Origin of the sequence: Glaciibacter kafniensis, assembly GCF_039538945.1 — a bacterium.
In the GTDB taxonomy this organism is placed as follows: Bacteria; Actinomycetota; Actinomycetes; order Actinomycetales; family Microbacteriaceae; genus Cryobacterium; species Cryobacterium kafniensis.
Map to the genome: position 1 here is coordinate 305,034 of NZ_BAABCN010000017.1, position 26,531 is coordinate 331,564.

Annotated in this window: 25 protein-coding genes; 20 read left to right on the forward strand and 5 right to left on the reverse strand. The window is 63.5% G+C overall.

Annotated elements, in window-relative coordinates; translation table 11 throughout:
- Positions 1–45 precede the first annotated feature (45 nt).
- From ABD791_RS20210 to ABD791_RS20230, 5 genes are all read left to right on the forward strand, one after another.
- Positions 46–903, forward strand: a complete 858-nt coding sequence (locus ABD791_RS20210; RefSeq protein ID WP_345069689.1) for a class II fructose-bisphosphate aldolase — start codon at positions 46–48, stop codon at positions 901–903.
- Between the two features lie 3 nt (positions 904–906).
- Positions 907–1,713, forward strand: a complete 807-nt coding sequence (locus ABD791_RS20215) for an HAD-IA family hydrolase (protein WP_345069692.1) — start codon at positions 907–909, stop codon at positions 1,711–1,713.
- Complete coding sequence (dhaL, locus tag ABD791_RS20220) at positions 1,710–2,387, forward strand: dihydroxyacetone kinase subunit DhaL (protein WP_345069693.1); 678 nt, start codon at positions 1,710–1,712, stop codon at positions 2,385–2,387. The genes ABD791_RS20215 and dhaL overlap by 4 nt, the downstream gene beginning before the upstream one ends.
- Before the next feature lie 73 nt (positions 2,388–2,460).
- Positions 2,461–3,456, forward strand: a complete 996-nt coding sequence (gene dhaK / locus ABD791_RS20225) for a dihydroxyacetone kinase subunit DhaK (RefSeq protein WP_345069695.1) — start codon at positions 2,461–2,463, stop codon at positions 3,454–3,456.
- A 167-nt stretch (positions 3,457–3,623) separates the two neighbouring features.
- A complete protein-coding gene (locus ABD791_RS20230) occupies positions 3,624–4,916 on the forward strand; it encodes an acyltransferase family protein (protein ID WP_345069697.1) in 1,293 nt (430 codons plus the stop codon).
- Positions 4,917–4,952: 36 nt separating this feature from the next.
- Here ABD791_RS20230 and ABD791_RS20235 read toward each other — a convergent pair whose 3' ends face one another.
- The 4 genes from ABD791_RS20235 to ABD791_RS20250 all read right to left on the reverse strand — a co-directional run bounded on the left by ABD791_RS20235 (position 4,953) and on the right by ABD791_RS20250 (position 8,383).
- Positions 4,953–5,087 (reverse strand): hypothetical protein, encoded by a 135-nt coding sequence (locus ABD791_RS20235; protein ID WP_345069699.1) that lies wholly within the window; start codon positions 5,085–5,087, stop codon positions 4,953–4,955.
- Positions 5,084–6,538 (reverse strand): aspartate aminotransferase family protein, encoded by a 1,455-nt coding sequence (locus ABD791_RS20240; RefSeq protein ID WP_345069700.1) that lies wholly within the window; start codon positions 6,536–6,538, stop codon positions 5,084–5,086. Before ABD791_RS20240 ends, ABD791_RS20235 begins: the two co-directional genes overlap by 4 nt.
- Before the next feature lie 48 nt (positions 6,539–6,586).
- Positions 6,587–7,687 (reverse strand): phosphotransferase, encoded by a 1,101-nt coding sequence (locus ABD791_RS20245; protein WP_345069701.1) that lies wholly within the window; start codon positions 7,685–7,687, stop codon positions 6,587–6,589.
- A 186-nt stretch (positions 7,688–7,873) separates the two neighbouring features.
- The gene (locus ABD791_RS20250) at positions 7,874–8,383 is read right to left on the reverse strand and encodes an OsmC family protein (protein WP_345069702.1); all 510 of its coding nucleotides are present in this window, start codon (positions 8,381–8,383) and stop codon (positions 7,874–7,876) included.
- Between the two features lie 116 nt (positions 8,384–8,499).
- Between ABD791_RS20250 and ABD791_RS20255 the strand changes: the two genes are divergently transcribed.
- From ABD791_RS20255 to ABD791_RS20310, 12 genes are all read left to right on the forward strand, one after another.
- Positions 8,500–8,859 carry an ArsR/SmtB family transcription factor gene (locus ABD791_RS20255; protein ID WP_345069703.1) on the forward strand — a complete coding sequence of 120 codons (360 nt, stop codon included), beginning with the start codon at positions 8,500–8,502 and terminating at the stop codon, positions 8,857–8,859.
- 56 nt (positions 8,860–8,915) lie between these two features.
- Positions 8,916–9,401: an SRPBCC family protein gene (locus ABD791_RS20260; RefSeq protein WP_345069704.1), complete on the forward strand. Its 486-nt coding sequence runs from the start codon at positions 8,916–8,918 to the stop codon at positions 9,399–9,401.
- A gap of 200 nt (positions 9,402–9,601) precedes the next feature.
- Positions 9,602–10,129, forward strand: coding sequence for an asparagine synthase (locus ABD791_RS20265; RefSeq protein WP_345069705.1), 528 nt, complete (start codon positions 9,602–9,604; stop codon positions 10,127–10,129).
- A 172-nt stretch (positions 10,130–10,301) separates the two neighbouring features.
- The gene (rpsO, locus tag ABD791_RS20270) at positions 10,302–10,571 is read left to right on the forward strand and encodes a 30S ribosomal protein S15 (RefSeq protein WP_345069706.1); all 270 of its coding nucleotides are present in this window, start codon (positions 10,302–10,304) and stop codon (positions 10,569–10,571) included.
- A gap of 179 nt (positions 10,572–10,750) precedes the next feature.
- Positions 10,751–12,532, forward strand: a complete 1,782-nt coding sequence (locus ABD791_RS20275; protein WP_345069707.1) for a DUF262 domain-containing protein — start codon at positions 10,751–10,753, stop codon at positions 12,530–12,532.
- Positions 12,522–13,763 (forward strand): type II toxin-antitoxin system HipA family toxin, encoded by a 1,242-nt coding sequence (locus ABD791_RS20280; RefSeq protein WP_345069708.1) that lies wholly within the window; start codon positions 12,522–12,524, stop codon positions 13,761–13,763. The genes ABD791_RS20275 and ABD791_RS20280 overlap by 11 nt, the downstream gene beginning before the upstream one ends.
- Before the next feature lie 78 nt (positions 13,764–13,841).
- Positions 13,842–14,111 carry a 30S ribosomal protein S15 gene (rpsO, locus tag ABD791_RS20285; protein ID WP_345069706.1) on the forward strand — a complete coding sequence of 90 codons (270 nt, stop codon included), beginning with the start codon at positions 13,842–13,844 and terminating at the stop codon, positions 14,109–14,111.
- Positions 14,112–14,302: 191 nt separating this feature from the next.
- Positions 14,303–15,355 (forward strand): LLM class flavin-dependent oxidoreductase, encoded by a 1,053-nt coding sequence (locus ABD791_RS20290; protein ID WP_345069709.1) that lies wholly within the window; start codon positions 14,303–14,305, stop codon positions 15,353–15,355.
- Between the two features lie 253 nt (positions 15,356–15,608).
- Positions 15,609–17,129, forward strand: coding sequence for an amino acid permease (locus tag ABD791_RS20295; protein ID WP_345069711.1), 1,521 nt, complete (start codon positions 15,609–15,611; stop codon positions 17,127–17,129).
- A 63-nt stretch (positions 17,130–17,192) separates the two neighbouring features.
- Positions 17,193–18,350, forward strand: a complete 1,158-nt coding sequence (locus tag ABD791_RS20300; RefSeq protein WP_345069712.1) for an LLM class flavin-dependent oxidoreductase — start codon at positions 17,193–17,195, stop codon at positions 18,348–18,350.
- Between the two features lies 1 nt (position 18,351).
- Positions 18,352–18,978 (forward strand): FMN reductase, encoded by a 627-nt coding sequence (locus ABD791_RS20305; RefSeq protein WP_345069713.1) that lies wholly within the window; start codon positions 18,352–18,354, stop codon positions 18,976–18,978.
- A 603-nt stretch (positions 18,979–19,581) separates the two neighbouring features.
- The gene (locus ABD791_RS20310; RefSeq protein WP_345069714.1) at positions 19,582–21,861 is read left to right on the forward strand and encodes a polyribonucleotide nucleotidyltransferase; all 2,280 of its coding nucleotides are present in this window, start codon (positions 19,582–19,584) and stop codon (positions 21,859–21,861) included.
- A gap of 354 nt (positions 21,862–22,215) precedes the next feature.
- On the opposite strand, the gene ABD791_RS20315 is transcribed toward ABD791_RS20310, so the two are convergent.
- Positions 22,216–22,689 (reverse strand): Lrp/AsnC family transcriptional regulator, encoded by a 474-nt coding sequence (locus ABD791_RS20315; RefSeq protein WP_345069715.1) that lies wholly within the window; start codon positions 22,687–22,689, stop codon positions 22,216–22,218.
- A 230-nt stretch (positions 22,690–22,919) separates the two neighbouring features.
- Here ABD791_RS20315 and pdhA point away from each other — a divergent pair, with 230 nt between their 5' ends.
- Genes pdhA through ABD791_RS20330 form a run of 3 tightly spaced genes read left to right on the forward strand, consistent with a single transcriptional unit; the run spans position 22,920 to position 26,466 of the window.
- Complete coding sequence (gene pdhA / locus ABD791_RS20320) at positions 22,920–24,023, forward strand: pyruvate dehydrogenase (acetyl-transferring) E1 component subunit alpha (protein WP_345069716.1); 1,104 nt, start codon at positions 22,920–22,922, stop codon at positions 24,021–24,023.
- Positions 24,020–24,997, forward strand: coding sequence for an alpha-ketoacid dehydrogenase subunit beta (locus ABD791_RS20325; RefSeq protein WP_345069718.1), 978 nt, complete (start codon positions 24,020–24,022; stop codon positions 24,995–24,997). The genes pdhA and ABD791_RS20325 overlap by 4 nt, the downstream gene beginning before the upstream one ends.
- On the forward strand, positions 24,994–26,466 hold the full coding sequence (locus tag ABD791_RS20330; protein ID WP_345069719.1) for a dihydrolipoamide acetyltransferase family protein: 1,473 nt from the start codon (positions 24,994–24,996) through the stop codon (positions 26,464–26,466). The genes ABD791_RS20325 and ABD791_RS20330 overlap by 4 nt, the downstream gene beginning before the upstream one ends.
- Positions 26,467–26,531: the final 65 nt, after the last annotated feature.

The following is a 26,531-nucleotide window of genomic DNA, read 5'->3' on the forward strand; positions in this document are numbered from 1 at the left end:
AGGTTCCGGCTTACCATGTGCCGCACAGGGGCAAGGAGGCACCAGGTGGCTGTTTCGACATTGAAAGACATCGTCGATCGGGCGTTCGCCGAACGCTATGGGGTGCCGGCGATCAACATTGTCAATGACCTCACCATGGAAGCCGTGCTGGCCGGAGCGGTCGAAGCGCGCTCGCCGGTGATTCTGCAGACATCGGTGAAGACGGTCAAGTCGATCGGCTCGGCCGTGCTGTTCGCGATGTGGGAGTCGATGACGGCCGGAATCGATGTTCCGGTGGCCCTGCACCTCGACCATTGTCCCGACCGGGCGGTGATCACCGAATGTCTGCAACGCGGCTGGAACTCGGTGCTCTTCGACGCGTCGACGCTCCCCGTCGAAGAGAACCAGCGGCAGACGATCGAGGTCGTCGCCGAGGCACGCCAGTATGGCGCGCATGTCGAAGGGGAGATCGAGTCGATCCGCGGGGTCGAAGACGGTCTCGGCTCCGACGCGGAATCCAACCGTCAGACCCTCGAGGTGTCGCTGAGGTTTCTCGAGGCGACCGGGGTGGATGTCTTCGCGCCGGCGATCGGCAATGCGCACGGCGTGTACAAACGCGAGCCGGTGCTCGACTTTCAGCGGGTCACCGACCTGGTCGAAGCGCATCCGGTTCCCATCGCTTTGCACGGCGGAAGCGGACTCACCGACGCCCAGTTTCATGATCTGATCGCGCGGGGCTGCGCGAAGGTCAATATTTCCACCGCGTTGAAGATCACCTACATGAAGTCGAACCTGAGTTTTCTGAAGGAGGCGGAGGCCATCGACAAGTGGGATCCTCCGTCGCTCTTCGCTCACGTTCGGGCCGACATCGTGGCGATGACTCGCGACCTCGCCCAGCAGTTCGGCAGCGCGGGCAAGGCCTGAGCGATGCCGACCTTGATCTTTGACTGTGATGGGGTGCTGGCCGACACCGAACGAGACGGACACCTGCCCGCGTTCAATCAGACGTTTCGCGAGTTCGCCGTTCCGGTGCACTGGAGCGATGCCGACTATGCCGAGAAGGTGAAGATCGGCGGGGGCAAAGAGCGCATGAATAGCATCCTCACGCCAGAACTGGCGGCTGAGCTCGGACTCGGCGACGATCCGTCGTCGTGGGCAGACACGATCGCAACCTGGCACCGCCGCAAGACCGAGATCTACACCGAGATGGTGGCCGCCGGGGTACTGCCGGCGCGGCCCGGCATCCGTCGAATCGTGCAGGAAGCCGCGGGCGCAGGGTGGACGCTCGCCGTGGCGTCGACGTCGGCCGAGGCTTCGGTGCGCGCCGTGCTCAGCCACAGTGTCGGCGAGAACCTCGCGAGCAGGTTCCGGGTCTTCGCGGGTGATCGCGTGACGGCGAAGAAGCCGGCCCCCGACATCTACCTGCTCGCACTGCACGAGCTCGGTGTCGACGCCGACGACGCCCTCGTGATTGAAGACAGCGAGAACGGCCTGCGCGCGGCGCTCGCCGCTGGGCTCCTCACCGTCGTCACCGTCAGCGGCTACACCGCGGAGGAGAACTTCGACGGTGCAGCCCTCGTGGTGAGTTCGCTCGGCGACCCCAGCGGCCCCGCCGCCGTCGTGCTCGACGACCCGCTCGGGCTCCATCCAGGGCAGTGGGTGGAGTTGGCAGATCTGAGCGCGCTTCTCCGACTCGTCGATGAGGAGAAGAAGGGCAAGGAAGGGGAGAAATGATGACCGATTCCACCACCGATTCCGCGCCTGATCCGGCACCCGGTTCCAGCCTCGCCGACACCGAATTCGTGGTGCGCAGCATGGCCCAGACCGCCGTGGACAACGAGCGGGAATTCGGGGACCTCGATGCGGTGGTCGGAGACGGCGACTTCGGCTACTCCCTGGCTCGCGGCTTTGAGATCGTGCTCGCCGACTGGAACGACTTCGACCGGAGCAACCCCGCCGCGTTCCTCCAGAAAGTCGCCATGGTGATCGCCGGTCGCGTCGGCGGCACCTCAGGTCCGCTCTGGGGAACCGCATTTCTGCGGGCTTCGGGAGCTGTGCGGGGCAAAGACGAGCTGACGGGCGGCGACGTGGTCGCGATGCTGCGTTCGGCGGTTGAGGGAATCAAAGCCCGCGGAAACTCGGACCTCGGCGACAAGACACTGCTCGACTCCCTCGTGCCGGCGACCGACGCGCTCGAGGCAGAAGTCGCGGCGGGAACTGACGCCGCGGCATCCGTCGCACGGATGGCGGCCGTCGCACGGTCCACCGCCGATGCGACCACGAGCATGCTCGCCAAGCGCGGACGCGCCAGCTACACCGGCGAGCGCAGCATCGGTTCGCCCGATCCGGGCGCCGTCGCGGTGGCCGTCATGCTGGAACGCCTCAGTGACGAGTGGGCGCACCGGTAGCCGCCGACGAACGCATGATGCTCCCGTGCCGGGGCGGCACGGGTCAACCCGAACACGACCTGGAGTGCACGCCATGAAGAAATTCGTCAATGATCCCCAGAAGTACGTCGCCGAAATGCTGACCGGAATCGCGCTGGCGAACCCAGACACCCTGACGTATGTGCCCGACTACAACTTGATCATGCGCTCCGATGCGCCGAATCCGAACAAGGTGTCGATTGTTCAAGGCTCTGGCTCTGGCCACGAACCAGCGCACGTGATGGTGGTCGGCAAGGGAATGCTCGATGCGGCCTGTCCTGGTGACGTTTTCGCTGCCCCGCCCATGGACTACGTCTACGAAACGACGAAGCTCGTTGCCTCGCCGAAGGGCGTGCTGCTGCTGGTGAACAATTACACCGGCGACAAGATGGCCTTCGAGATGGCAGAGGAGATGAGCGCGGCCGACGGAATCCTGGTGAAGACGCTGTTCATCGACGATGACGTGTCGGTGAAGGACTCCACTTACACGGTCGGGCGGCGCGGAGTCGCCGGCAACTTCTTTGTGATGAAGGCGGTGGGGGCTGCCGCTGAGAACGGCGCAGACCTCGACGAACTCATCAGGATCGGCGAGAAGGTGAATAGCGTCACCCGCACGATGGGTATGGCGCTGACCTCCTGCACTCCGCCCGCGAAGGGCTCTCCGCTGTTCGAACTCGGTGAGGACGAGATGGAAATGGGCGTCGGCATCCACGGGGAGCCGGGTCGTCGGCGAGCCAAACTCGCCAGCGCGAATGAGATCGTCGACGAGCTTCTCGAAGCCGTGGTCAGCGATCTTCCGTTCGAGTCAGGTGACCGGGTCGCTCTGATGATCAACGGCCTCGGAGGCACCCCGATCAGTGAGCTCTACATACTGTACGGACGTGCTCACGCCCAGTTGGCCGAGCGCGGCATCACCGTCGGCCGCAGCTATGTCGGCGAGTACTGCACCTCGCTGGACATGGCCGGTGCTTCGCTCACCCTGGTCAAGCTCGACGATGAGATTGAGGCGTTGCTCGCGGCGCCGGCGGAAGTTGCGATCCGCATCTTCTAGGCGCGGCGCTTCAGCGGATGGCGCGCTCGGGTGCGCCATCCGCCTTTCCGTGGGCCTGTCTCGAGTACCCAGATCGGTGCCACACTGAAAACAGAGAACTTCAGCCCGTGCGGAGGTCAGGTGTGAAACGGGTGAAAGAGCCCCGCTCCGCTGCTGTGCGGAGTGGAGTGAGTGGGCGGGACCCCGTGATGGACATCGCGCGGGTCGGATGCCTCGTGTGTGTCGTGCTCGGCCATTTGCTGCTGCTCGGCGCCTCCGTCACCGCCCGCCACGATCTGGTTTTGGTGCGCCCATTGGAGCTTCAGGCGTGGTTCACCCCCGTCACCTGGGTCACCCAGATCATGCCGCTGTTCTTCGCGATCGGCGGTTTCGTCGGCGCGCAAGCCTGGCGCAGAATCGACGCGCGCGGCGGAACCGCGGCCGAGTTCATCCGAGGACGCGTGCTGCGCCTGGCGCGTCCGGCCGTGCCATTCTTCGCTTTTCTGGCGATCGCCATTCTCGCCATGCTACTGAGCGGACTCGACTCCGACACCGTCGGACGCATCACGAGCGGGGTCGCCTCGCCGCTGTGGTTTCTTGCTGCGTATACGTTCAGCCAGGCGTTCGTGCCGGGGATGGTGGCCCTGCACGAGCGTGCGCCCGTGCGTACCCTGGTCGGTCTGGCCGTGGCGGCGATCGCACTGGACGTGACGCGGTGGGCATCCGGGATTTCGGAGCTGGGTCTGTTCAACATGATCTTCGTCTGGTTGTTCATCCAGCAGCTGGGCGTGTGGGCGGCAGACGGATGGTTCGCGGCGCGGTCGCGGTGGAGCCTGTCACTGCTCGTCGTCGCAAGTTTCGCCACTCTCGCACTCCTCACCGAGCTCGGTGCGTACCCGGCGAACATGCTGGACAACTTGAATCCGCCGACCGTCGCGCTCTGCCTGCAGGGCATCGCCCAATTGTCATTGCTGATGCTGCTCCACCCGCTTCTCGATCGGATGATGCACGTCACGGCGATCAGGCGGATCGTCGCCGCGGTGGGCAGCCGGCTGATGACCATCTATCTGTGGCACTTGCCGGTGATCGCGCTCATCGTCGGACTGCTGCTGCTCTCTCCGGTTCCGTCGCCGGAGCCAGGGACCGTCGGCTGGTGGCTGACGCGGCCCGTCATCTTGCTGATCGCTATTCTGCTGCTGACCGGTATCACGATCGCTCTGCGACGGTTCGAACAACCGATCATTCCCCGCAGCAACGACAAGCGGGTGCACGACTGGAGCGTCAGTGTCTCGGCCTCGCTTGTGATTCTTCCGCCGTTCACCGTCGTGGTGTTCGGCCTCAACTTCGCCATCGCCGTCGTCGGGACTGTCTTGCTGGCGCTCGCCGTGCTGCTTCAACTTCCGCCGCGGTGGTCGCGGCGGTCGCGGCGGTCGGCGCAGACGGTTCACTCCCGCGACTTCGACAGGCTCAATCGCCGGTGATGTGCCGGTGATGTGCCGGTGATGCGTTCGTTTCGACTACGGGTGCACGATGATTTTGACTGCCCGGTCGATGAGGTTTTCGCTGCTTGGATCGACGACGTGGTCGGCCACGCCCGTGGAACGGGCCTGCTCTTTGCGGGCGTCACTCAACTCGGAAATGATCACCGTCACGCCGATGGCCTTGAGCGCCGCTGGTGACGCAGCGTCGTCAGCGCTCCCTCGAGTTCGGTGAGAAACCGGTCGGCGTCGCTGATGCTGAACGGCAGTGGAGGGCGCACCTTGAGTGTGTTGTTGGCAAGGCCGGATGCCCCGATCAACACGTGCCGCCGCCTCAGCTCGTTGAGCAGCGCGACGGTGCGCGCTTCGTCGGGCTGCCCGTGAGCGTCGACGATGTCGACACCGATGAAGAGCCCGGCCCCGCGGATATCGCCGATCTCGGCGGCCGTGCCCGCCAGAGCGGTCAGCTGTGAGACCAGGTAGCGGCCGACGGCCGTGGCGTTCTGGGGCAGATGCTCGTCGCGCACGACGTCGAGGGTGGCCTGTGCTGCGGCGATGGACACCGGATTGCCGCCGAAGGTGTTGAAGTAGCGCATTTCGGCGCCGAAGGCGTCGACGAGGTCGCGGCGGGCCAGCATCGCGGCGATCGGCATTCCGTTGCCCATCGGCTTGCCCAGGGTGACGATGTCGGGAACGATGGTGTGGCGGGCGAATCCCCAGAGGCCCGATTCGGGGGCGGTGAAGTCGGTGTCGTGCGCAGCGCGGCCCGTGCCGCTGCCCGTGCCCGTGCCCGTGTCGGTCCCGGTGCCGGTACCGGTACTGGTCCTGGCGGCACTCGGCCACGAGCCGAGCCGACCGAATCCCGGCTGCACCTCGTCGGCGATGAAGAGCCCGCCGGCGGCGCGAGTCGCGGCAACGACCGGGGCGAGAAACCCGGGTGAACCAGGGAGGTGGCGGCCAGGAACGACACCGTCGCTGGCGAACACCGTGTCGACGATGACCGCGGCGAGGCCGTGCGCTGACTGGCGAAGCGCATCCGTCGCGGCGACGACCTGCCGAACGAACTCACTGCCGTCACCGGTCGGCGCATCGACGATGCGCACCCAGGGCGCGACGGTGTTCTCGCCGCCGAGCGACGGAGAGATGGCCGCGACTTCGGTGGTGACCCCGTGATAGGCGTTGCGGGTGACGATCACTCCCTGATTTCCGGTGACACCTTTGGCCAGGCGCAGGGCGAGGTCGTTGGCCTCAGAACCGGTGCAGGTGAACATCGCGTTGTCGATGCCGGGCGGCAGAGTGGCGAGAAGGTCGTCGGAGTAGTCGAGAATCCCGCGGCTGAGATAGCGGGTATGCGTGTTGAGCGTCGCGGCCTGGCGTGCGATCGCCTCGACGACGCGCGGATGCGAATGACCGACAGAAGGCACATTGTTGTAGACATCGAGGTATTCAGCGCCGTCGGCGTCGTACAGCCTGGTGCCCTCGCCGCGCACGATCTCGATCGGCCGCTCATAGAACAGACGGTAGGCCTGCCCGAGCAGGCGCTCGCGCCGGGCGACAAGATCGCGCTCGGCCGCGGGTAGCTCGTCGATGTTCTCAGGGCGAAAATAGCTGCTCGGACCTGCCACAACGGGGGTTCCTCTCATGCTGGTGAACTGCTCACGCGGTTGACCTAATCAGTCTGTTGACCTGCTCAGTCGGTTGAACTGGTCGAGTGTGAGTCGAAGATTCTTGGCCGTGTAGTCGGCGTTCGCCGGGTCTGTGCTGGCGAGCCAGCTGCCGAGAATGTAGCGCTGCACGAGGCGGCCGATGGCGAGCGGATGCAGCAGCTCACGCTCGCGCGGCGTCAGGGGAGTGATCTCGCAGTAGCCGTCGCGCAGCGCATCGGCGGCAGCCCACGGTGTGGCCTCTCGGCCTGGGGTCGCCTCGCCTGAGTCTGCTTCTCGGTGCGGTTCGCCGGCACGCGCACGCGGATACCCGCCGGCATACGACATGGCGACCGCAAGATCGGCCACCAAGAAGCTGTCGACGGTGTCGCCGAAATCGAGGATGCCGGCGACGAACGTGGGATCGTCTGGGTCGACGATCACATTCCCGCCGTGAAAGTCGTTGTGGATCACCTGCCGGCGCGTCTCACGCAGACGCGGCAGCGTCTCGTCGATGAGGCCGGTCAGCACCGTCGCCATCTCAGCGCGCACGCCGGCGTCGGCGACGGCGACGAGTTTCGGCTGAAGGGCGGCGAGTTGCTGCAGATCCCACGGGAGTGAACGCCGTGCTGCCTGGTGCTCGAAGTCACGGAGCGCAACGGCGAGTTTTGCCATCATGCGCCCGGCGGCACGCAGCTGTGCGAGGGTGCACGGGGTATCGTGCAGCAGCGAACCGGGAAGATACGTCAGCACACGACCGATGCGCACGTCGCCGTTCGCCAGGGTGAGGCGGGGGAGTAGCTCGCCGGTTTTCGAGGGGATGTTGCGTTGCAGCGGCAGGGTCGGGTCGCGCCGTCTCGCGTGAAGCAGCGCGCTGGTCTGCAACTCGATCTCGGCAGGGTCGTCGGCCGGGTTGGCCAGTTTCAGGATGAAGCTGGTCGGGTCGTCACTCCGGGCATCCGCCTTCGGAACGATGCGCACCCGGAATGTGTCGTCGTTCTCGGTGTCGAGTCGGCTGAGCGATTGGGCATGGATGCCCCAGTGCCGGTCGAGAAGGCGGGCCGCTGTGTCGGCATCCGCTCGCGTGAAGGGCGACCCGATCGTGCTCTCGCGCTGCCCGTCAGTGGTCACACGGCCAGTCAAACATGCGAACGGCGCGAAACGCCACCCTTCCGGTGGGGTACCGAAATCAGGAGTGGAGGTGTGTCGGGCGCGGCCCGCCCGCAGAATGGCGGGCCATCGCATCCGCGACACGCCCTCCACGCCTGAACCCGGTCCCGCGTCAACGAGAGGAATCGTGACCGGACGTCTCGTTGTTCACGCGTTGGATCGCGCGTGGGTGACAGACAGGGCCGGCCGCACCGCCAGCGTTTGAAACACCACGCAGTAACGCTCGGTCAAGCGCATCAGGGTGGCCAGTTTGTCGTCATCGGCCTCGGACTCCAATGCAAAAGTGAGCCTGATCTCGCGAAATCCGACTGGCGCTGTTTTCTCGACCGCCAACGTCCCGCGAAAATCGAGGTCTCCCTCAGCACGTACGGTGCCCGAGACGACGAGGCCGAGCGCGGATGCGACGGCGCCGAGAGTGACGCCGGCGCAGGCGACAAGTGCCTGCAGCAGCATGTCTCCTGAGCAGACGAGAAGCCCGTCGCCTCCGGTTGCCGGATGCAGGCCGGCTCTGACGAGTGCCTGACCGGTCTGTACTGAGCAGCTCTGTCCCATGCCAAGGGTGCCGTCAGCTGCCAGTGTCACCAGTGCTGCATCTGGATCATCGCGGTAGCGCTGTTTGATCGGCTCTTGCACTTCGCGCAGTGTGCTGGGTTGCATCGTTTTCTCCTCATTCGACATTCAGTCCACACCTCATCTGCCCCCTTGACAACGTCAGCCGCCGCTCCTATTCTCGGATTATCAACCAGTTGGTTGATCAACAAGAAGGTTGATAAATGCCCGACAGTGACTCAGGTGCTGGCGACCGAGAAGCTCAGCTTGACCGGGCTTTTCTGGCCTTGGCCGATCCGGTGCGACGATCGCTGATCGCACGGCTCTCCCGGGGTCCTGCGACCGTCAACGAACTCGCCGATCCCTTCGCCATGACCAAGCAAGGAGTTTCCAAACACATTCAGGTGCTCGAGGCAGCGGGTCTGATCACCCGCACGCGGGAGGGTCAACGTCGGCCCTGTCACCTCGACCCTGCAGCACTCGAAGCACTCACGGCATGGATCGACACCTACCGGCTCGTCGCCGAACGGCAGTTCCGCCGCCTCGACGCCGTGCTCACAACGATGCAGAGTGACACTCAATAGATCGACGCTCAGCAGCGTGACGCTCTGCATATCGAACACATGAAAGCAGGAGAGAAATGACTACCCATCACCCCGTTACCGTCACGGCTTCGCCCGGCGTTCCCTACGTCGATATCGTGCGTGAGTTCGAAGCGCCCGTCGCGGATGTCTATCGCGCCTACACGGAACCCGAGCTCGTCGCTCAGTGGCTCGGTCCGCGCGACCTCGCCATGGACATCCAAGAATATGACGTGCGTGCCGGCGGAAAGTGGGCCTACACCCACACCGACCCGGCGGGAACGCCCTACGGCTTTAGCGGTGTCTTTCACAGTGTCGCACCCGATCGCATCGTGCAGACCTTCGAGTTCGACGGCTATCCAGGGCACATCAGCCTGGAATCCGTGACCTTTGTCGACCTGGGCGGGCGCACCCGCATCGAGGTTCACTCGGTGTACCAATCGCAAGAGGACCGCGACGGAATGGTGGCCAGCGGCATGGAGCGCGGCATGACCGAGGGCTTCGAGCGTCTCGACGACCTGTTGGAGGCAGCAGCAGTTCACTGATGATTCACGCTCAAACGGCGGAGCCTCCCGGTGGCGGGAGGCTCTGCCGCGATAAGCTGTGAACTGATCGCTGCTGATCCAGTGGCTCCGGAACGAGGGGACTCGAGCGTCAGATGTGGTTTCGTCGCAAACACCGTGTGCGGGCGAAGCCTTTTGATTTCTCGACACTTCCGATTCCGGAAACCCCGGCACTGGAGGACATGGTTTCCGAAGGCGTGATGCTCGCGGAGTTCGCCGCCCGAATGGCTTTGAAGAATCAGATCGTGATCGGTGCGCTGGCCGAATCGCTGTCGTATGACCCCGAGTACTATGCCGAGTCGGCGCGGGCTGTGCTCACCGAGGTGATTCGCGAGTCGGAAGGGTCGGCCCAGCTGGCCGAACACAAGCGCGAGGTGGCTGCCGGCCGCGGCGGCGTCGGCGAACATCAGCACGACTACCGTGCGGGAGACACGGCGAATCTGCGTCGTCGTGAGGATGTGAACCTGGCGGTTGCCGATCGCTTGGCGGCCCTGCGTGACGACGACGACTACGTCGCCCGCCTGGTGGCGCGCGCGCGAGACGACGCCTGGGGTGATATCGGACAGGCGATCACGGCTCGCTTGGATCGCGAGCTGCAGGCCTTCACCCTCACCGACGCCGATGCCGACTACTGGAATCGTCGTGACAAACGGATGCGCCAGCTGCGGCGCGAGGTCGCACAACTCGCGCGGGAGAGTTCGAAGGCCTGAGCTGCCTGAGTTGCTTCCTGAGTTGCTGCCTGAGTTGCTTCCTGTGATGCGGGAGCACGGGCATCCGCATCTCTGCTAAACTCTTCAGGTTGCCGTCTAATCGGCCGCGGATAAAGAGAGCCCAGGCATTCTGCCCCGGGCACCGCGCAGTGAGAGAAAGGGGATCCCATCTATGGCACTCGAAGCTAATGCTAAGAAGGCGATCATCGAAGAGTACGCTACCCACCCAGGTGACACCGGTTCCCCCGAGGTCCAGATCGCAATGCTCACGCAGCGCATCAAAGACCTGACGGAGCACCTCAAAGAGCACAAGCACGACCACCACTCGCGTCGTGGCCTGCTCCTGCTGGTTGGTCAGCGTCGTCGTCTGCTCGGTTACCTGTCGGATGTCGACATTAGCCGCTACCGCTCGCTGATCGAGCGTCTCGGACTGCGTCGCTAGTTCTTTCGTAACGTACTCGGTCCCTGAGCTTGTCGAAGGGTCGAAGATACCGCGAACTTCTTCGAAACGGGCCGTCACCTTCGGGTGGCGGCCCGTTTTGTTATGGGAGGGTAGTGGAAGTGCTCATGTATGGATCCGTGCTCGCGGCTTCAACCAGGAAATGAGTGGGAGACCCGAAATTGTCCGAAATATCAGTTACAAGGCTTCAAACGCAAGCCCTTCCTGTTGATGATCTTGTGGAGATGGTGCAAGCTGGGCAGATACGTATCCCATCATTTCAGCGTGGTTTGCGATGGCAACGCTCAGACGTAATCAAGCTTTTTGATTCGATCGTGCGTGGGTACCCAATTGGAAACCTTCTTCTCTGGCGCAAGAACGCAGAAGCTGCTGCGGACCTGAAGATTGGTGCGCTCAACATCGACGCTCCGGCGATGGAGCAGGCGCTCTTCGTCGTCGATGGACAGCAGCGGCTCACGTCGTTGTCAAACGCCCTCACTGACGGGGGGCACAACGATCCGCGGTTCGCGCTTGCGTACGACGTGTCTAAGGAACAATTTGTGCAGTCGGTCGGGAGATCGGTCTATGAAATTCCACTTCCCGTTATTTTCGACCTAAGTCGGCTGCTCAATTGGTATAGAGATCATTCCGAGCTAACGGACGACCCTTCGTATGTCGACCGCGCGAATAGAGTTGCGAAGTCGATCAGAGAGTTCAGGGTCCCTGTCTACATTGTCGACCGATCAGACCCCGACGTACTCCGGGATATTTTCGATCGAATGAACAATTACGGCAAGCAACTGACAAGAGCTGAGGTCTTCTCGGCGCTGCATGAGAGTGGTAGCGGGGAGAAAAGAGCGGAAGGTGGGCTTGGAGATCTAAGTTCGATCTCAGCTGAGGTGCACGCTGCGACCGGATACGGCCTTGTAGACGACGACACAATTCTTCTGGCGATGCTGGCGCGCAGGGGGGCGGACGTCTCGCGAGACATTCGACGAGAGTTCTCAAGTTCGGCATCTGTGTCAAGCAGTACTCGTGCCCCACTCGATTTCCCGTACGAATCCCCGGTGGATGCTCGAGAAAATGCCACGAAAGCGCTTCAGTCCGCAATTAGTTTTCTTCAGGTTGACGCTGGCGCACCACATTTCGCGTTTCTTCCCTATCGCTATCTCCTCGTCGTGCTGACGCGATTCTTCGCTCACTTTCCGAATCCTGATCCTGCAGTGCGTCGCAACCTAAGGCGATGGTTCTGGCGGGCCGCTAGTCTCGGCCCAGAACTTACAAAGGGAAACATCACCTATGCCACCCGTTCGTTGTGCAGCCGTATTAAGCCTGGCAATGAGGCCGAATCGATTGAAGGGCTACTCAGGCTAGTCGGGAACGGCCCAGCCAACGTGCCCGACGTCAAGATTTTCAAGACAAACTATGCAGCCACACGTCTGATGGTTGCCGCAATGTGGGACCTTAGCCCTCGTCGCCTCAGTCTGATGGGTGCAGGGGAATCATTTAGTCAAGAACAGCTGCTTGCAGCTCTGGGTGAGGGAAACACCGCTGTTGAGATCTCCGTTCCGTTGTATCGAACGGGCGACTTGGATCCTGCAGATCGGGCGCTGGCAGCGAATCGAGTGTTGTTGCCCGACGTTGGTGGGGGGCTGCCAGACTCGGCCGTGGACGTACTTCGTCTTGTAAGCAGACGAGCTATCGAGGGCGACGATAGTGCAATTGCGGTGCTTGATTCACATGGAGTCTCAATCCGATCGGCCGAAATGTTGAGCCACGGCGCGGATGTAGAGTTCATTCATGCGCGGCAAATTGATCTGGTCAAGCATCTTGAGGTCTTCCTCGGAAAGCAAACCGAATGGCAGTTCGAAGACACTCCTTCGCTCGACTCATTGAATCTGGACGAGTACGAAGTACTCGACGAGCGTGATGACCCACTCTGGAGTTATTCGAATGGCGCATGATGTAGTTGCGCTTGAAGTACTTCTACACGGCCGGCCAGCGGGAGTGATCCAGGCGAGAGGGCCGTCTGTCCGCTTCTATTTCTTCGAGCAGTACATCAACGATCCAGACAGGAAGGTACTGGGGCTCCGATTCGAGGAAGATATTCGACGTCTTTCCACTGGGCAGAGGAAGCTTCCGACTTGGTTCTCGAATTTGCTCCCCGAAGGGCGCCTCGGGGAGATGATGCGTGCTCAGGTTCGAGACCACGAAACGCCTGCGGTACCAGACTTGGATCTGCTTGCGCAACTGGGCAGTGATTTGCCCGGAGCGGTCACTGTGCGTGCTATTGGAAACGCCGATTCCATCGTTTTTGAAGATCGACTTGAACCTGAAGATGTTTCAATCATTCAACAGGACGATCACGATTACGACGATCAGCTCTTTCGCTTTTCAATCGCTGGCGTTGGCCTAAAGTTCTCGATGCTGCGTGCCGGTGAGAGGTTTACGGCGCCAGCCACAGGAACTGGCGGCGACTGGATAGTGAAATTACCAGATGCCAATTTCAAGGACCTCCCGGTTAACGAATTCGCGACAATGACGCTTGCCTCTCGCGTCGGAATCGAGGTCCCAGAGATCCGAATGGTGCATCGAGATCACATCGTTGGAGTCCCCGAGTATGCGTGGAATTCAGAACACGACGCTTACGCAATTAGACGGTTTGATCGAGGTCAGTCAGGACCCATCCACATTGAGGACATGGCGCAGGTCAGAGGATATTACCCAGAAGAGAAGTACACAGGAACCTTCGAATCGGTTGCGAACCTGTTCTATCGAACATATGACACCAAATCAGTATCCGAATTTGTCCGACGGTTGGCTTACAGCGTGCTCATCGGGAACGGGGACGCACACCTAAAGAACTGGTCGCTAATTTACCGAGACGGTCGAAAGCCCACTATTTCTCCGGCGTACGACATCGTGTCGGTGAAGGCCTATCCGGAAGTGGTCCAGGACCTTGGTCTGAAGCTGATGGGCAAGAAACAATATGATTCAGTTCGAATCGCATCGTTTGAGCGAGTTGGGGAGCGAATAGGGGCGAGGGACCTTGACTTCGGAGGGATAGCAAGGCAAGTCATCGCGGACGTTGAGAAACACTGGGATGAGGCGGAAAGCATTCTCTCCCGAAGGCCAGCTCTTGTTCAACCGATCAAAGATCACTTCATCAGTATGAAGGCGCAGCTTCTTGGCTGATCGGAGGGGCCACGCAATTTTGCAAGAAACGATGCCCGACCGGCCAGCTCTGCTGGTGAGAGAAAGGGGATCCCATCTATGGCACTCGAAGCTAATGCTAAGAAGGCGATCATCGAAGAGTACGCTACCCACCCAGGTGACACCGGTTCCCCCGAGGTCCAGATCGCAATGCTCACGCAGCGCATCAAAGACCTGACGGAGCACCTCAAAGAGCACAAGCACGACCACCACTCGCGTCGTGGCCTGCTCCTGCTGGTTGGTCAGCGTCGTCGTCTGCTCGGTTACCTGTCGGATGTCGACATTAGCCGCTACCGCTCGCTGATCGAGCGTCTCGGACTGCGTCGCTAGTTCTTTCGTAACGTACTCGGTCCCTGAGCTTGTCGAAGGGTCGAAGATACCGCGAACTTCTTCGAAACGGGCCGTCACCTTCGGGTGGCGGCCCGTTTTGTGTATCCGGTGTTGCGTGCTGTTTCTGATGCGTCCGAGGTCGGGCGTGCGGCCAGGGAATACCCCGGGCGCGGCCGCCGTTCGCCCTAGAGATGACTACTCCACTGCGCCTCTCCGTGCTCGACCTCATTCCCGTTCGCCAGAACCAGAGCACGAGCCAAGCGCTCACCGCTTCGATCGCCCTCGCACAGCTCGCCGACGCCCTCGGCTTCGAGCGCTACTGGGTTGCGGAGCACCACAACATGCCGTCGGTGGCGTCGACGAACCCGCCGGTGCTGATCGGCATCCTCGCCGCGAACACGCAGCGCATCCGCGTCGGCTCGGGCGGAGTCATGCTGCCGAACCACGCCCCGCTGGTCATCGCCGAGCAGTTCGGACTCCTTGAAGCGGCATTCCCCGGCCGCATCGACCTCGGTCTCGGTCGCGCGCCCGGCAGCGACCCGGTCATCACCTCGCTTCTGCGATCGAGCGGCGCGGTCAGCGACGTCGACGCGTTCCCGCGCAACATCGGCGACATCACCGCGCTGCTGCACCCCGATGGGGCGACGGTGAAACTGACCTCCGGAAACTACGAGTTGCGCGCGACCCCGGCCGCCACGGGCATTCCAGAGGTCTGGCTGCTCGGGTCGAGCGAATTCTCCGCGCACCTCGCTGCAGCACAGGGGCTTCCCTACGTTTTTGCCAACCACTTCTCCGGCGACAGCACCACGCATGCGCTCAACGTGTACCGCCGCGAGTTCACCCCGTCGGAGAATTTGGCCGCACCACGCACCTTCCTCACCCTCAACGCGTCGGTGGCCGACACGAAAGAAGAGGCGACGGCGCTCGCGCTCCCGCAGATGCAGCTGATGGCCCGGCTCCGCAGCGGCCAGCCGCTCGGCCCGGTGGCGACCGTCGAAGAGGCAGCGGCAACCGTGATGACGCCGGCGCAGTCCGAGATGATCGAGCGGATGTCTGCCAACTGGATCGTCGACGAGCCCGTCAACGCGGCCGCCCGCATCCGCTCTCTCGCCGCCGAATTCGGCGTCGACGAAGTGATGCTGCAGCCGGTCGGCTCCGCGCATGCCGGCGCGAGCATCGACGCGTCGCCGGCGCGACTGCGCACGCTGGAGCTGCTCGCCGAGCAACTGCTCGCGGCTGAGTAGCTCCGGCGCGCACTTTCTGCGCGAGGAGCACCGTTCAGCGCCCTGCAGCTTCAGACGGGGTGCTCCGTCGAACGGCAATTTTTCAACGCAATTTCCAGACGGAGTGGGCCACTCGGTCATAGCATGAAGTACCTCGTTCAGTGCTGGCTCGAGGCAAACGAACACGCAATCGAACAAGCAGCTAGGCATCCTGCACCGCACGGTGGTGAGAGCCACCGAACGGCGCCGAACCGCACCGACGGAAGGCGAAACGATGAGCCTGTGGCGCACCAAAAGCATTGAAGATTCACTGGCCGATTCGCACCTCGAGCATCGCAGTCTGACGCGGTCGCTCGGCACCTTCGACCTCATGGTCATGGGGGTCGCCGTCGCCGTGGGCGCCGGGATCTTCTCGGTGGGCGCAAAGGCAGCAGGTAGCTACGCCGGGCCATCGGTCACCCTCGCATTCGTGCTGGCCGCCGTCACCTGCGCCCTGGCGATCATGTGTTACGCCGAGTTCGCCTCCACGATCCCCGTCGCCGGCTCGGCCTACACCTATACCTATGCCACGCTGGGGGAGCTGCTGGCCTGGATCATCGGCTGGGACCTCATCCTCGAGATGCTCACCGCCGGCGCGGTGATTGCCAAGTACTGGGGTATCTACCTCAGCAGCGTGTTCGAGCTGTGGGGCTGGGATGTGCCGGCCACCGTCAATGTTCTCGGCCTTGAGGTGAGCTGGGGCCCGTTTTTGATCGTCGCGATCTTCACCACGCTGCTGGTGCTCGGCACCAAGCTCTCCAGCCGGGTCGGCGCCGTGTTCACCATCATCAAGGTGGCCATCGTGCTGTTCGTGATCGTGGTCGGCGCATTCTTCATCAACCCGGCCAACTACACGCCGTTCATCCCGCCCAGCCAGCCCGCCGCTCCGGGCGCGGGTGACGTCTGGACGCAATCCCTCTTCTCGTTCATGACCGGTGCGGCGCCCGCGCAATACGGGGTGTTCGGACTGCTGGCCGGCGCATCGCTCGTCTTCTTCGCGTTCATCGGTTTCGATGTCGTCGCCACCTCGGCCGAGGAGGTGAGGAATCCGCAACGCACGCTTCCGCGCGGAATCTTCGCCGGCCTCGCCATCGTGAGTGTGCTCTACATCGGCGTGAGTCTGGTGCTCACCGGCATGGTCCCGTACACGGTGTTGGCCGACGCGAAGGATCCGAGCCTCGCGACGGCATTCATCGCGGTCGGGGCCAGCTGGGCGGCACAGGTGATCTCGATCGGCATTCTCGCCGGCCTGACCACTGTGATCATGGTGTTGCTGCTCGGCCTCGCCCGGGTGCTGTTCGCGATGAGTCGCGATGGTTTGCTGCCGCGCTGGATGAGCCGTACCTCCGACACCCGGCACACGCCGGCGCACGTGCAAATCCTGGTCGGCGTCGTCGTGGCGCTGATCGCCGGGCTGACGGATGTCGGCATCCTCGAGGAGATGATCAACATCGGCACGCTCTCGGCCTTTGTGCTGGTGAGCATCGCCGTGGTCGTCTTGCGCAAGAAGCGGCCGGATCTGCCGCGTGCGTTCAGCGTGCCGTGGTCGCCGATGATTCCGATTCTCTCCGCCGCGCTCTGCGTGTGGCTGATGCTCAACCTCACCACGCTCACCTGGGTGCGGTTTCTGGTGTGGCTGGTCATCGGGCTGATCGTCTACTTCGGGTACAGTCGCCGCCATTCGGTGCTCGGCCAGAAGGAGAAGGCCCTCGCCGAGGAGCGCGGGCGACAATCCGGTTCCACCGGGCGGGAATAGGAACGCAGGGTGTACGGTTGGACCCAATATCCATGCAAACGCATTGAAATTTGAGAGGGCGACATGCAGTTCGGAATCTTCACCGTCGGCGACTTGACCACCGACCCCACCACCGGCCAGACGCCGACCGAGAACGAGCGCATCAAAGCCATGCTCACGATCGCTCAGAAGGTCGAAGAAGTGGGAATGGACGTCTTCGCGACCGGCGAGCACCACAACCCGCCGTTCGTGCCCTCGAGCCCGACGACCATGCTCGGCTACATCGCGGCCAAGACCGAGAAGCTGATCCTGTCCACCGCGACCACCTTGATCACCACCAATGACCCGGTGAAGATCGCCGAAGACTTCGCGATGCTCCAGCACGTCTCCGACGGCCGCGTCGATCTGACCCTGGGGCGCGGAAACACCGGCCCGGTCTACCCGTGGTTCGGTAAGGACATCCGCCAGGGCATCCCGCTGGCCCTCGAGAACTACGCATTGCTGCGCCGCCTCTGGCGTGAGGAGTTCGTTGACTGGCAGGGCGAGTTCCGCACGCCGCTGCAAGGATTCCAGTCGACGCCGCGCCCACTCGACGATGTGCCGCCCTTTGTCTGGCACGGCTCGATCCGCAGCCCCGAAATCGCCGAGCAGGCCGCCTACTACGGTGACGGCTTCTTCGCCAACAACATCTTCTGGCCCAAGGAGCACTACATGAAGCTCATCAGCTACTACCGCCAGCGCTTCGAGCACTATGGCCACGGCACCGCAGAGCAGGCGATCGTCGGCCTCGGCGGCCAGGTCTTCATGCGCAAGAACTCGCAGGATGCCATCAACGAGTTCCGCCCGTACTTTGACAACGCCCCGGTCTACGGCCACGGTCCGAGCCTCGAGGAGTTCTCGGAGCAGACCCCCCTCGCGGTGGGCAGCCCACAGGAGATCATCGACCGCTACGCCAAGATGCGCGACTACTACGGCGACTACCAGCGCCAGCTGTTCTTGATGGACCACGCCGGTCTGCCGCTGAAGGTCGTGCTCGAGCAGCTCGACATTCTCGGCGAAGAAGTTGTGCCGGTGCTCCGCAAGGAGTTCGCGACCAACCGTCCGGCGTCGGTGCCTGACGCACCGACCCACGCGTCGCTCAAGGCCGCGGCCGAGAAGGCCTCCACCGCCGAGTTCGCCCAGGTGAAGTCGGCCGGCGGCGCCGCATTCGGACTCGGCAGCACGACCAAGGCAGGAGCCTAAGATGACGACACGCACACTCGCCGTCGTCTCGGCCGGCCTCAGCCAGCCGTCGTCGACACGGATGCTGGCTGACAAGCTGGCCGCCGCGACAGCGGCGCGGCTGGCCGAAGACGGTGTCGAAGTAAAGATCGTCACCGTCGAACTCCGCGACGTGGCCACCGACGTGATGAACAACATGCTGACCGGTTTTCCGAGCCCGCGGCTCGACGCGGTGATCGAATCGGTCACGGGGGCCGACGGCCTGATCGCCGTCACGCCGATCTTCACCACGAGCTACAGCGGTCTGTTCAAGACGTTCTTCGATGTGTTGGACAACACCTCGCTCACCGACATGCCGGTGTTGATCGGAGCGACGGCCGGAACCGCGCGTCACTCCCTGGCTCTCGACTACGCCATCCGCCCGATGTTCACCTACCTGCACGCCGTCGTGGCACCGACCTCGGTGTTCGCGGCCTCTGAAGACTGGGGGAGCGGCGCCGACACGGTGAAGACGCTGCCCAACCGCATCGATCGCGCGGCAGGCGAACTGGCGGCACTCGTGCTGCGCTCCGACCGTTCGAGCCTCGTGCGCGACCCGTTCACGCTCGACCCGTCGTTCAACCCGACGGGTGGTTTTCAGGCCAGCTAGGTCACGTGTGCGAACAGCGCCTTTCACGCCCGATTGGGCGCGGGAGGCGCTTTTCGGTGAGCCCCTGTCGGCGTAGCATCGGCGCCTTCAGTCGCAGCTGCTGATTGCACCGTGGGGTGGGCAGGTGGGAGCGGTGGGCCAGGAAAGCACCCCGCTCGCCCTGCGTTCCTCGCGCTGGGTGACGCATCCGTTCGCAACCGGGGAGGGGTCGACCGGCACCGACCGGGCGATCGCGTGGACGCGGGACTTTCGCCGAGAGATTGCCCCCTCTACGAATGGCGGTGTTCCAAGGCAACCAGAACATCGTGCCGGCATGAGGGGCTCAGAGGGGTGCCTCTGTTAGACTTGCGACGGTTAACTTTCGAGTTGGCCGAGCACGATGTAATGAAACATCGTACGAAGCAGGCTGACAGGCGCTGGTCTTCGGTGGTGGTTTCCCACCTGGTACGCAGAAGGATGCGTAGGCGAGGTGGTGAATTTCTACTGGTGGCCAGCATGAGCGCGGTGAGAAAATCTGCCGCGACACAGATTCTGTGGTTCTGCTTCGTTGTTCCACTCGCGCGCCATACGGGCAAACGAGTCTAAACAAAGGAGATAGACCTCTTGGAAGGTCCAGAAATCACGTTCGCCGAAACCGTTATCGATAACGGCACGTACGGCAAGCGCACCATCCGTTTCGAAACTGGGCGTCTTGCTCAGCAGGCGCAGGGTTCTGCTGCCGCTTACATCGACGAAGAGACCATGCTTCTCTCCGCCACCAGCGCGAGCAAGCAGCCGAAGGACAACTTCGACTTCTTTCCGCTGACCATCGACGTTGAAGAGCGTATGTACGCCGCGGGTCGCATCCCGGGCAGCTTCTTCCGTCGCGAGGGCCGTCCCTCGACCGAAGCCATCCTCACCTGCCGTCTGATCGACCGGCCGCTGCGTCCGTCGTTCGTCGACGGTCTCCGCAACGAGATCCAGGTTGTCGTCACCGTTCTGGCCATCGCGCCCGACGAGCTGTACGACGTGCTCGCGATCAACGCCGCATCCATGTCGACGCAGCTTGCCGGCCTGCCCTTCTCCGGCCCGATCGGTGGCGTTCGCGTCGCCCTCATGCCCGACGACAAGGGTTCAGGCCAGTGGGTTGCCTTCCCGAAGCACTCGCAGCTCACCGACGCTGTGTTCAGCATGGTTGTTGCCGGTCGTCTGATCGATGACGGCAACGACGTCGCGATCATGATGATCGAAGCTGAGGCTACCGACAACGCCTGGAACCTGATTCAGGCCGGCGCCGTCAAGCCGAACGAAGCGGTCATCGCGCAGGGTATCGAAGCGTCGAAGCCCTTCATCAAGCAGCTCATCGAGGCTCAGCAGAAGGTCGCTGCCTCCGCAGCCAAGCCGACCGCTGAGTTCAAGCTCTTCCCGCCCTACGAGCAGGAGACCTACGACGCAGTCGCAGCTCTCGCCGAGGCCGAGCTCAAGGGCATCTACCAGATCGCCGCCAAGGTCGAGCGTCAGGATGCTGACGACGCCCTCAAGGCGCGCGTCAAGGAAGCCATTGCCGCTCAGGTCGAGGCCGGAACGCTTCCCGCTTCCGCCCTCAACCAGGTTGGTGCCGCGTACAAGTCGGTCACCAAGAAGGTTGTGCGCACCCGCGTGCTCAACGAAGGCATTCGCATGGACGGACGCGGCCTGGCCGACATCCGCCCGCTCGACGCCGAGGTTGCTGTCATCCCGCGCGTGCACGGTTCCGCGATCTTCCAGCGCGGCGAGACCCAGATCCTGGGTGTCACCACGCTGAACATGCTCAAGCTTGAGCAGACGATCGACTCGCTGAACCCGGTCACCAAGAAGCGTTACATGCACAACTACAACTTCCCGCCCTACTCGACCGGTGAGACCGGCCGTGTGGGAACGCCGAAGCGCCGCGAGATCGGCCACGGAGCGCTCGCTGAGCGTGCCCTGGTTCCCGTGCTGCCGACGCGCGAGGAGTTCCCCTACGCGATCCGTCAGGTGTCTGAGGCTCTCAGCTCCAACGGCTCGACCTCGATGGGTTCCGTCTGCGCTTCGACTCTGTCGCTGCTGAACGCCGGTGTGCCGTTGAAGGCACCCGTCGCCGGTATCGCCATGGGCCTCATCTCCGACACCGTTGACGGCAAGACCCGCTACGCGGCTCTGACCGACATCCTCGGTGCTGAAGACGCACTCGGCGACATGGACTTCAAGGTTGCCGGTACCAGCGAATTCGTTACTGCGATTCAGCTCGACACTAAGCTCGACGGCATCCCCGCCTCGGTTTTGGCCGGCGCGCTGAACCAGGCGAAGGATGCCCGCACGACGATCCTCGCCGTGCTCAACGCTGCAATCGACGCTCCTGACGAGATGGCACCGACCGCGCCCCGCGTGATCAGCGTCCAGATCCCCGTCGACAAGATTGGCGAGCTGATCGGCCCGAAGGGCAAGACGATCAACGCCATTCAGGACGAGACCGGCGCAGACATCTCGATCGAAGAAGACGGCACCGTGTACATCGGCGCCGTTGACGGACCGTCGGCTGAGGCTGCGCGTGCGCAGGTCAACGCCATCGCGAACCCGACCAACCCTGAGGTCGGCGAGCAGTTCCTCGGAACTGTCGTGAAGATCGCCGCATTCGGCGCCTTCGTCTCGCTGCTCCCGGGCAAGGACGGCCTGCTGCACATCTCTGAGGTGCGCAAGCTTGCCGGTGGCAAGCGCGTTGAGAACGTCGAAGACGTGCTCGGCGTCGGCCAGAAGGTTCTCGTTGAGATCACCAAGATTGATGACCGTGGCAAGCTTTCGCTCGCCCCGGTGCTCGAAGAGGGCGGTGACACGGAAGGTCGTGGCGCCGCCGCTGAGCACGCTGAGGCTCCGGCCGAAGGCTAGTCAGATAGATCTCCCGGTTCGCCTCTCGCCAGGCTGCCGGTGAGACGGAGGGCCCGTTCTGCTTCGGCAGACGGGCCCTTTCGCTTTAACCGTGGCGGTGGCAATCGTGCCGACCCGTCGCAATCGCCGCTACCCGTCGCACTCGCTGGGCATTCTCGCCGCGCAGTTTCGTGCGGTTCCACCCATTCGACGGAGATTTTGCCGCAAATGGCCCCGATTTGGCGAAAAGGCGCGATTTTGGCGTGAATCTCCGTCGAATGGGGGCTCCTCCGGCTCGGGCGGGCGCTCCGGCGCAGCGGTGTGCATTGGGCGCGGGGGCTGCTTGCGCAAGGGCTGCTTGGGCGCGGCGGCCGCTCAGACGCGGGCGGAAGTTCGCTCCAAGAGCGGCGCCACCCGGTACGGGATCAGCTCGCCCATCGAGAGCGATGTCGCCGTGCGCTCCACACCCTCGACGGCCAGAATCGTGCCGTCGATGCGAAACAGATCATCGGCATCCGTGCAGACGACCCGCACCAGAAGGTCGGTCGATCCGCTCATGCCATGCGCCTGAACGATCTCGGGAATCAGGGCCAGCTCAGCCACGATCTGCGCCAGCTGTTTCTGTTGCACGTGCACCTCGATGAAGGCGGTGAGCGGGTAGCCGAGCGCTGCCGGGCTGATGCAGCGGTCGAACGGCAGGAAGGCCTGGGATTCCTCGAGACGAGTCATGCGCGCCTGCACCGTGTTGCGCGACAGCCCGAGCCGAGAAGCGAGGGCTACAAAGGTGCCGCGCGGGTCGGCGATGAGTGCCAGAAGGAGCTGCGAGTCGGTGCGATCGACGGTGTACATGATGCCGAGAGTAGCACCCTGATTCGGCAGAAAACAGTGCACTCTGCTCAAGGAATTGGCTAAGGATTGTGCTCTCTGTCGCATAGTCGTACGCTCGCGGTGACTTCAGAAATGCAGTTTCAGCACGGTCTTAACTTCAGCACGGTCTTAACTTCAGCACGGTCTTAACTTCAGCACGGTCTTAACTTCAGCACGGTCTTAACTTCAGCAATGACGCGGGGGAGCGACGAATGAACGACACGGATGCAGCCTTCGTGCAACTTCTCACGCCAGACGGTGTGCGCGTGGCGGCGCCAGAATTCGATGACTGGGTCGCCGACATCGGCCTCGCCGAACTCGGCGCGCTCTATGAAGACATGGTCGTGGTGCGCCGCATCGACACCGAGGCCACTGCCCTGCAGCGCCAGGGGCAGCTTGGCCTCTGGGCTCCGCTGCTCGGGCAAGAAGCCGCCCAGATCGGATCGGCCCGCACCCTGCGCAGTGACGATTTCGTTTTCTCGAGTTACCGCGAGAACGGGGTCGCCTACTGTCGCGGCGTGGGCCTCACTGACCTTCTGCGGGTCTGGCGCGGAAACACTCAATCGGGATGGAACCCGTTTGAGGTCGGAATGGCGACCCCTGCGATCATCATCGGCGCCCAGACGTTGCACGCCACGGGATACGCCGTGGGCTGCGCCTTCGACGGCGTCGACTCGGCGACCATCGCCTATTTCGGCGACGGGGCCACGAGCGAGGGCGACGTCAATGAGGCGATGGTCTTCGCGGTAAGTTTCAAGGCGCCGGTGGTCTTCTTCTGCCAGAACAACCACTGGGCGATCTCCGAACCCGTCGGACTGCAATCCGCGGGGAATCTCGCCGACCGCGCGCCCGGGTTCGGGATTCCGAGTCTGCGCGTCGACGGCAACGACGTGCTCGCGGTTACGGCGGCAACCCGCATCGCCCTCGATCGGGCGCGGAAGGGCGGAGGCCCGACCTTCATTGAAGCAGTCACGTACCGGATGGGCCCGCACACCACGGCAGACGATCCGACCCGCTACCGCGACGCGGTCGAATTGGCCGAATGGGCTGATCGGGACCCGATTCTGCGGGTGCAACGGATGCTCGACGCAGCCGGCGCCTTCACTCCCGAGTTCGAGCGGCAAGTGGCATCGACCGCCGATCGGGTGGCCGCCGAGCTTCGCGCCGGGTGTGTGGCCATGCCGGATCCGAAGCCGCTGGCGCTGTTCGACAACGTCTACGTGACGCCGCAGGCGACGTTGCAACGTCAACGCGATGACTATGCGGCTTACCTCGACAGTTTTGACCTGACATCCGGAGCGGGGGAGAACTCATGACAACGATGACCCTCGGCAAAGCAATCAACTCGGGCCTGCGGCGGGCGATGCAGGACGACGACAAGGTCGTTTTGCTCGGCGAAGACATCGGCCCTCTCGGCGGCGTCTTTCGCGTGACCGACGGACTACTCGCCGAGTTCGGGAACCGCCGGGTGATCGATACTCCACTCGCGGAGTCTGGCATCATCGGCACAGCGGTCGGGCTGGCCTACCGTGGCTACCGGCCGGTCTGCGAGATTCAGTTCGACGGCTTCATCTACCCGAGTTTCGACCAAATCGTCGCCCAGGTCGCCAAGATGCACTACCGAACCAACGGTCTTGTGCGAATGCCGATCACGATTCGGGTGCCGTTCGGCGGCGGAATCGGCTCGGTCGAACACCACTCCGAGTCGCCGGAGGCCTACTTCGCGCACACGGCCGGGCTGCGGGTGATCGCCGTGTCGAACCCGCAGGATTCCTACTCTCTGTTGCGCCAGGCGATCGCCTCAGACGACCCGGTGCTCTACTTCGAGCCCAAGCGGCGCTATCACGTGAAGGGTGAGGTCGATGAGGTGCTCGGCACGGAGATGGAGCGAGCCACGATCGTCGCTGAGGGCACTGACGTCACCCTCGTCACCTACGGGGCGCTCGTGACAACGGCGAGGGATGCGGCTCTCGCCGCGGCCGACGAGGGGCTGTCGGTTGAGGTGATCGACCTGCGTTCGCTCGCCCCTGTCGACTACCCGACGATTGAGACGTCGATCAGAAAGACCGGGCGCCTGGTGGTCAGCCACGAGGCGATTCGTTCTGGCGGGTTGGGCGGCGAGATCATCGCGACGATCACCGAGCGCTGCTTTGAGTTTCTGGAGGCTGCGCCGGTGCGGGTGACCGGGTTCGACATCCCCTATCCGGTGGCAAAACTGGAGAGTCATCATCTGCCAGACCTCGACCGGATGCTCGATGGAATCGACCGAGTGATGGGACGCCGCTCATGATCAAAGTCTTCTCGCTGCCCGATCTCGGAGAGGGATTGACCGAGTCTGAGGTTGTGGCCTGGCATGTGGTGCCAGGGGATATCGTCGCGCTGAACCAGCACATCGCCGATGTCGAGACGGCGAAAGCAGTCGTCGAGCTGCCGTCACCCTTCGCCGGCACCGTGACCGCGCTGCATCAGCAGCCGGGCGTGGTGATTCAGGTGGGGGATCCATTGCTGTCGTTCGAGGTGGCGGAGACCGAAGCTGCGGATGCGGGTGCTCCGGATGCGGGTGCCGCGGACGTGGGCGGGCCCCGCGCTGAAGCACCAGAACCGGCAGCAGCTGCGCCAGCAGTGCCAGCAGTGCCAGCAGCGGCGTCAGCGGCGTCGGCAGTGACCGCGCCCGAGGGACGCACAGCGGTGCTCGTCGGCTACGGCGCCGTGACCGAGCGCGCCGGGCATCCGGTTCGGAAACCGCGCACGACCTCACCGCCGGTTGTGTCTCGACCGGTTGTCGAGCCTGACGAGCGCGTCGCGCCCGTGGAGCCCGTCGAGCCTGGCGAGCCCCGACAACCGGTGCATCCCGGCGAACGCCCACGCTCTAGTCCTCCCGTGCGCGCCCTCGCCAGGGAGCTCGGCGTCGACCTGCTCTCGGTGAGCGGCACCGGCGCCCACGGCCTGATCACCCGCGATGACGTGACTGCGCAAGCGGAAAGTGAGCGGGACACGGCGGGAGGTGTGAAGGCAAGCCGCCCCGGTGCATCCGTGGCGTCGCATGCGGGACGAGTCGAACGGGAGACCCGCAGCCCGATCAGGAGCCTGCGCAAACTGACGGCAGCGGCGATGGTGCAGAGCGCATTCACCGCGCCGCACGTGACCGAGTTTCTCAGCATTGACGTGACGCCGACCCTGGACCTGATCGAGACGCTCAACCAGCGAAGAGACCCGGGGCAGGCGCGCATCGGGATACTCGCCGTTGTCGCGAAAGCTCTCTGCATCGCAGTCGACCGTCAACCCGCGGTGAACACGCGGTGGGATGACGCAGCAGGGGAGATCGTTCAATTTCATTATGTGAACCTCGGCATCGCCGTCGCGACGCCGCGCGGTCTCGTCGTGCCGAACCTCGCCGATGCGGATCAGCGCACCCTTCCCGAACTCGCGGACGAGATCGCTTCACTCGCCGACGCGGCTCGGGGCGGAACGACGTCTCCGGCCGATCTCCGCGGCGGAACCATCACCATCACCAACATCGGTGTCTTCGGCGTGGATGCCGGCACCCCGATCCTGAATCCGGGGGAGGCTGCGATCCTCGCGATGGGTGCCATCCGACGTCAGCCGTGGGAGCACCGCGGGGAGATCGCGCTGCGTCAGGTGATGACGCTTGCCCTCTCGTTCGACCACCGCCTTGTCGATGGGGAACAGGGCGCACGCTTTCTGACCGATATCGGGGCGATTCTCGCGAATCCGGGCATCGCATTGACAATGGTGTGACGCGTGCTGCGCGCGTGTTGACTCCGGGCTGAACGCGGGTTGTTGACCAGGAAAGCAGGGTTGAC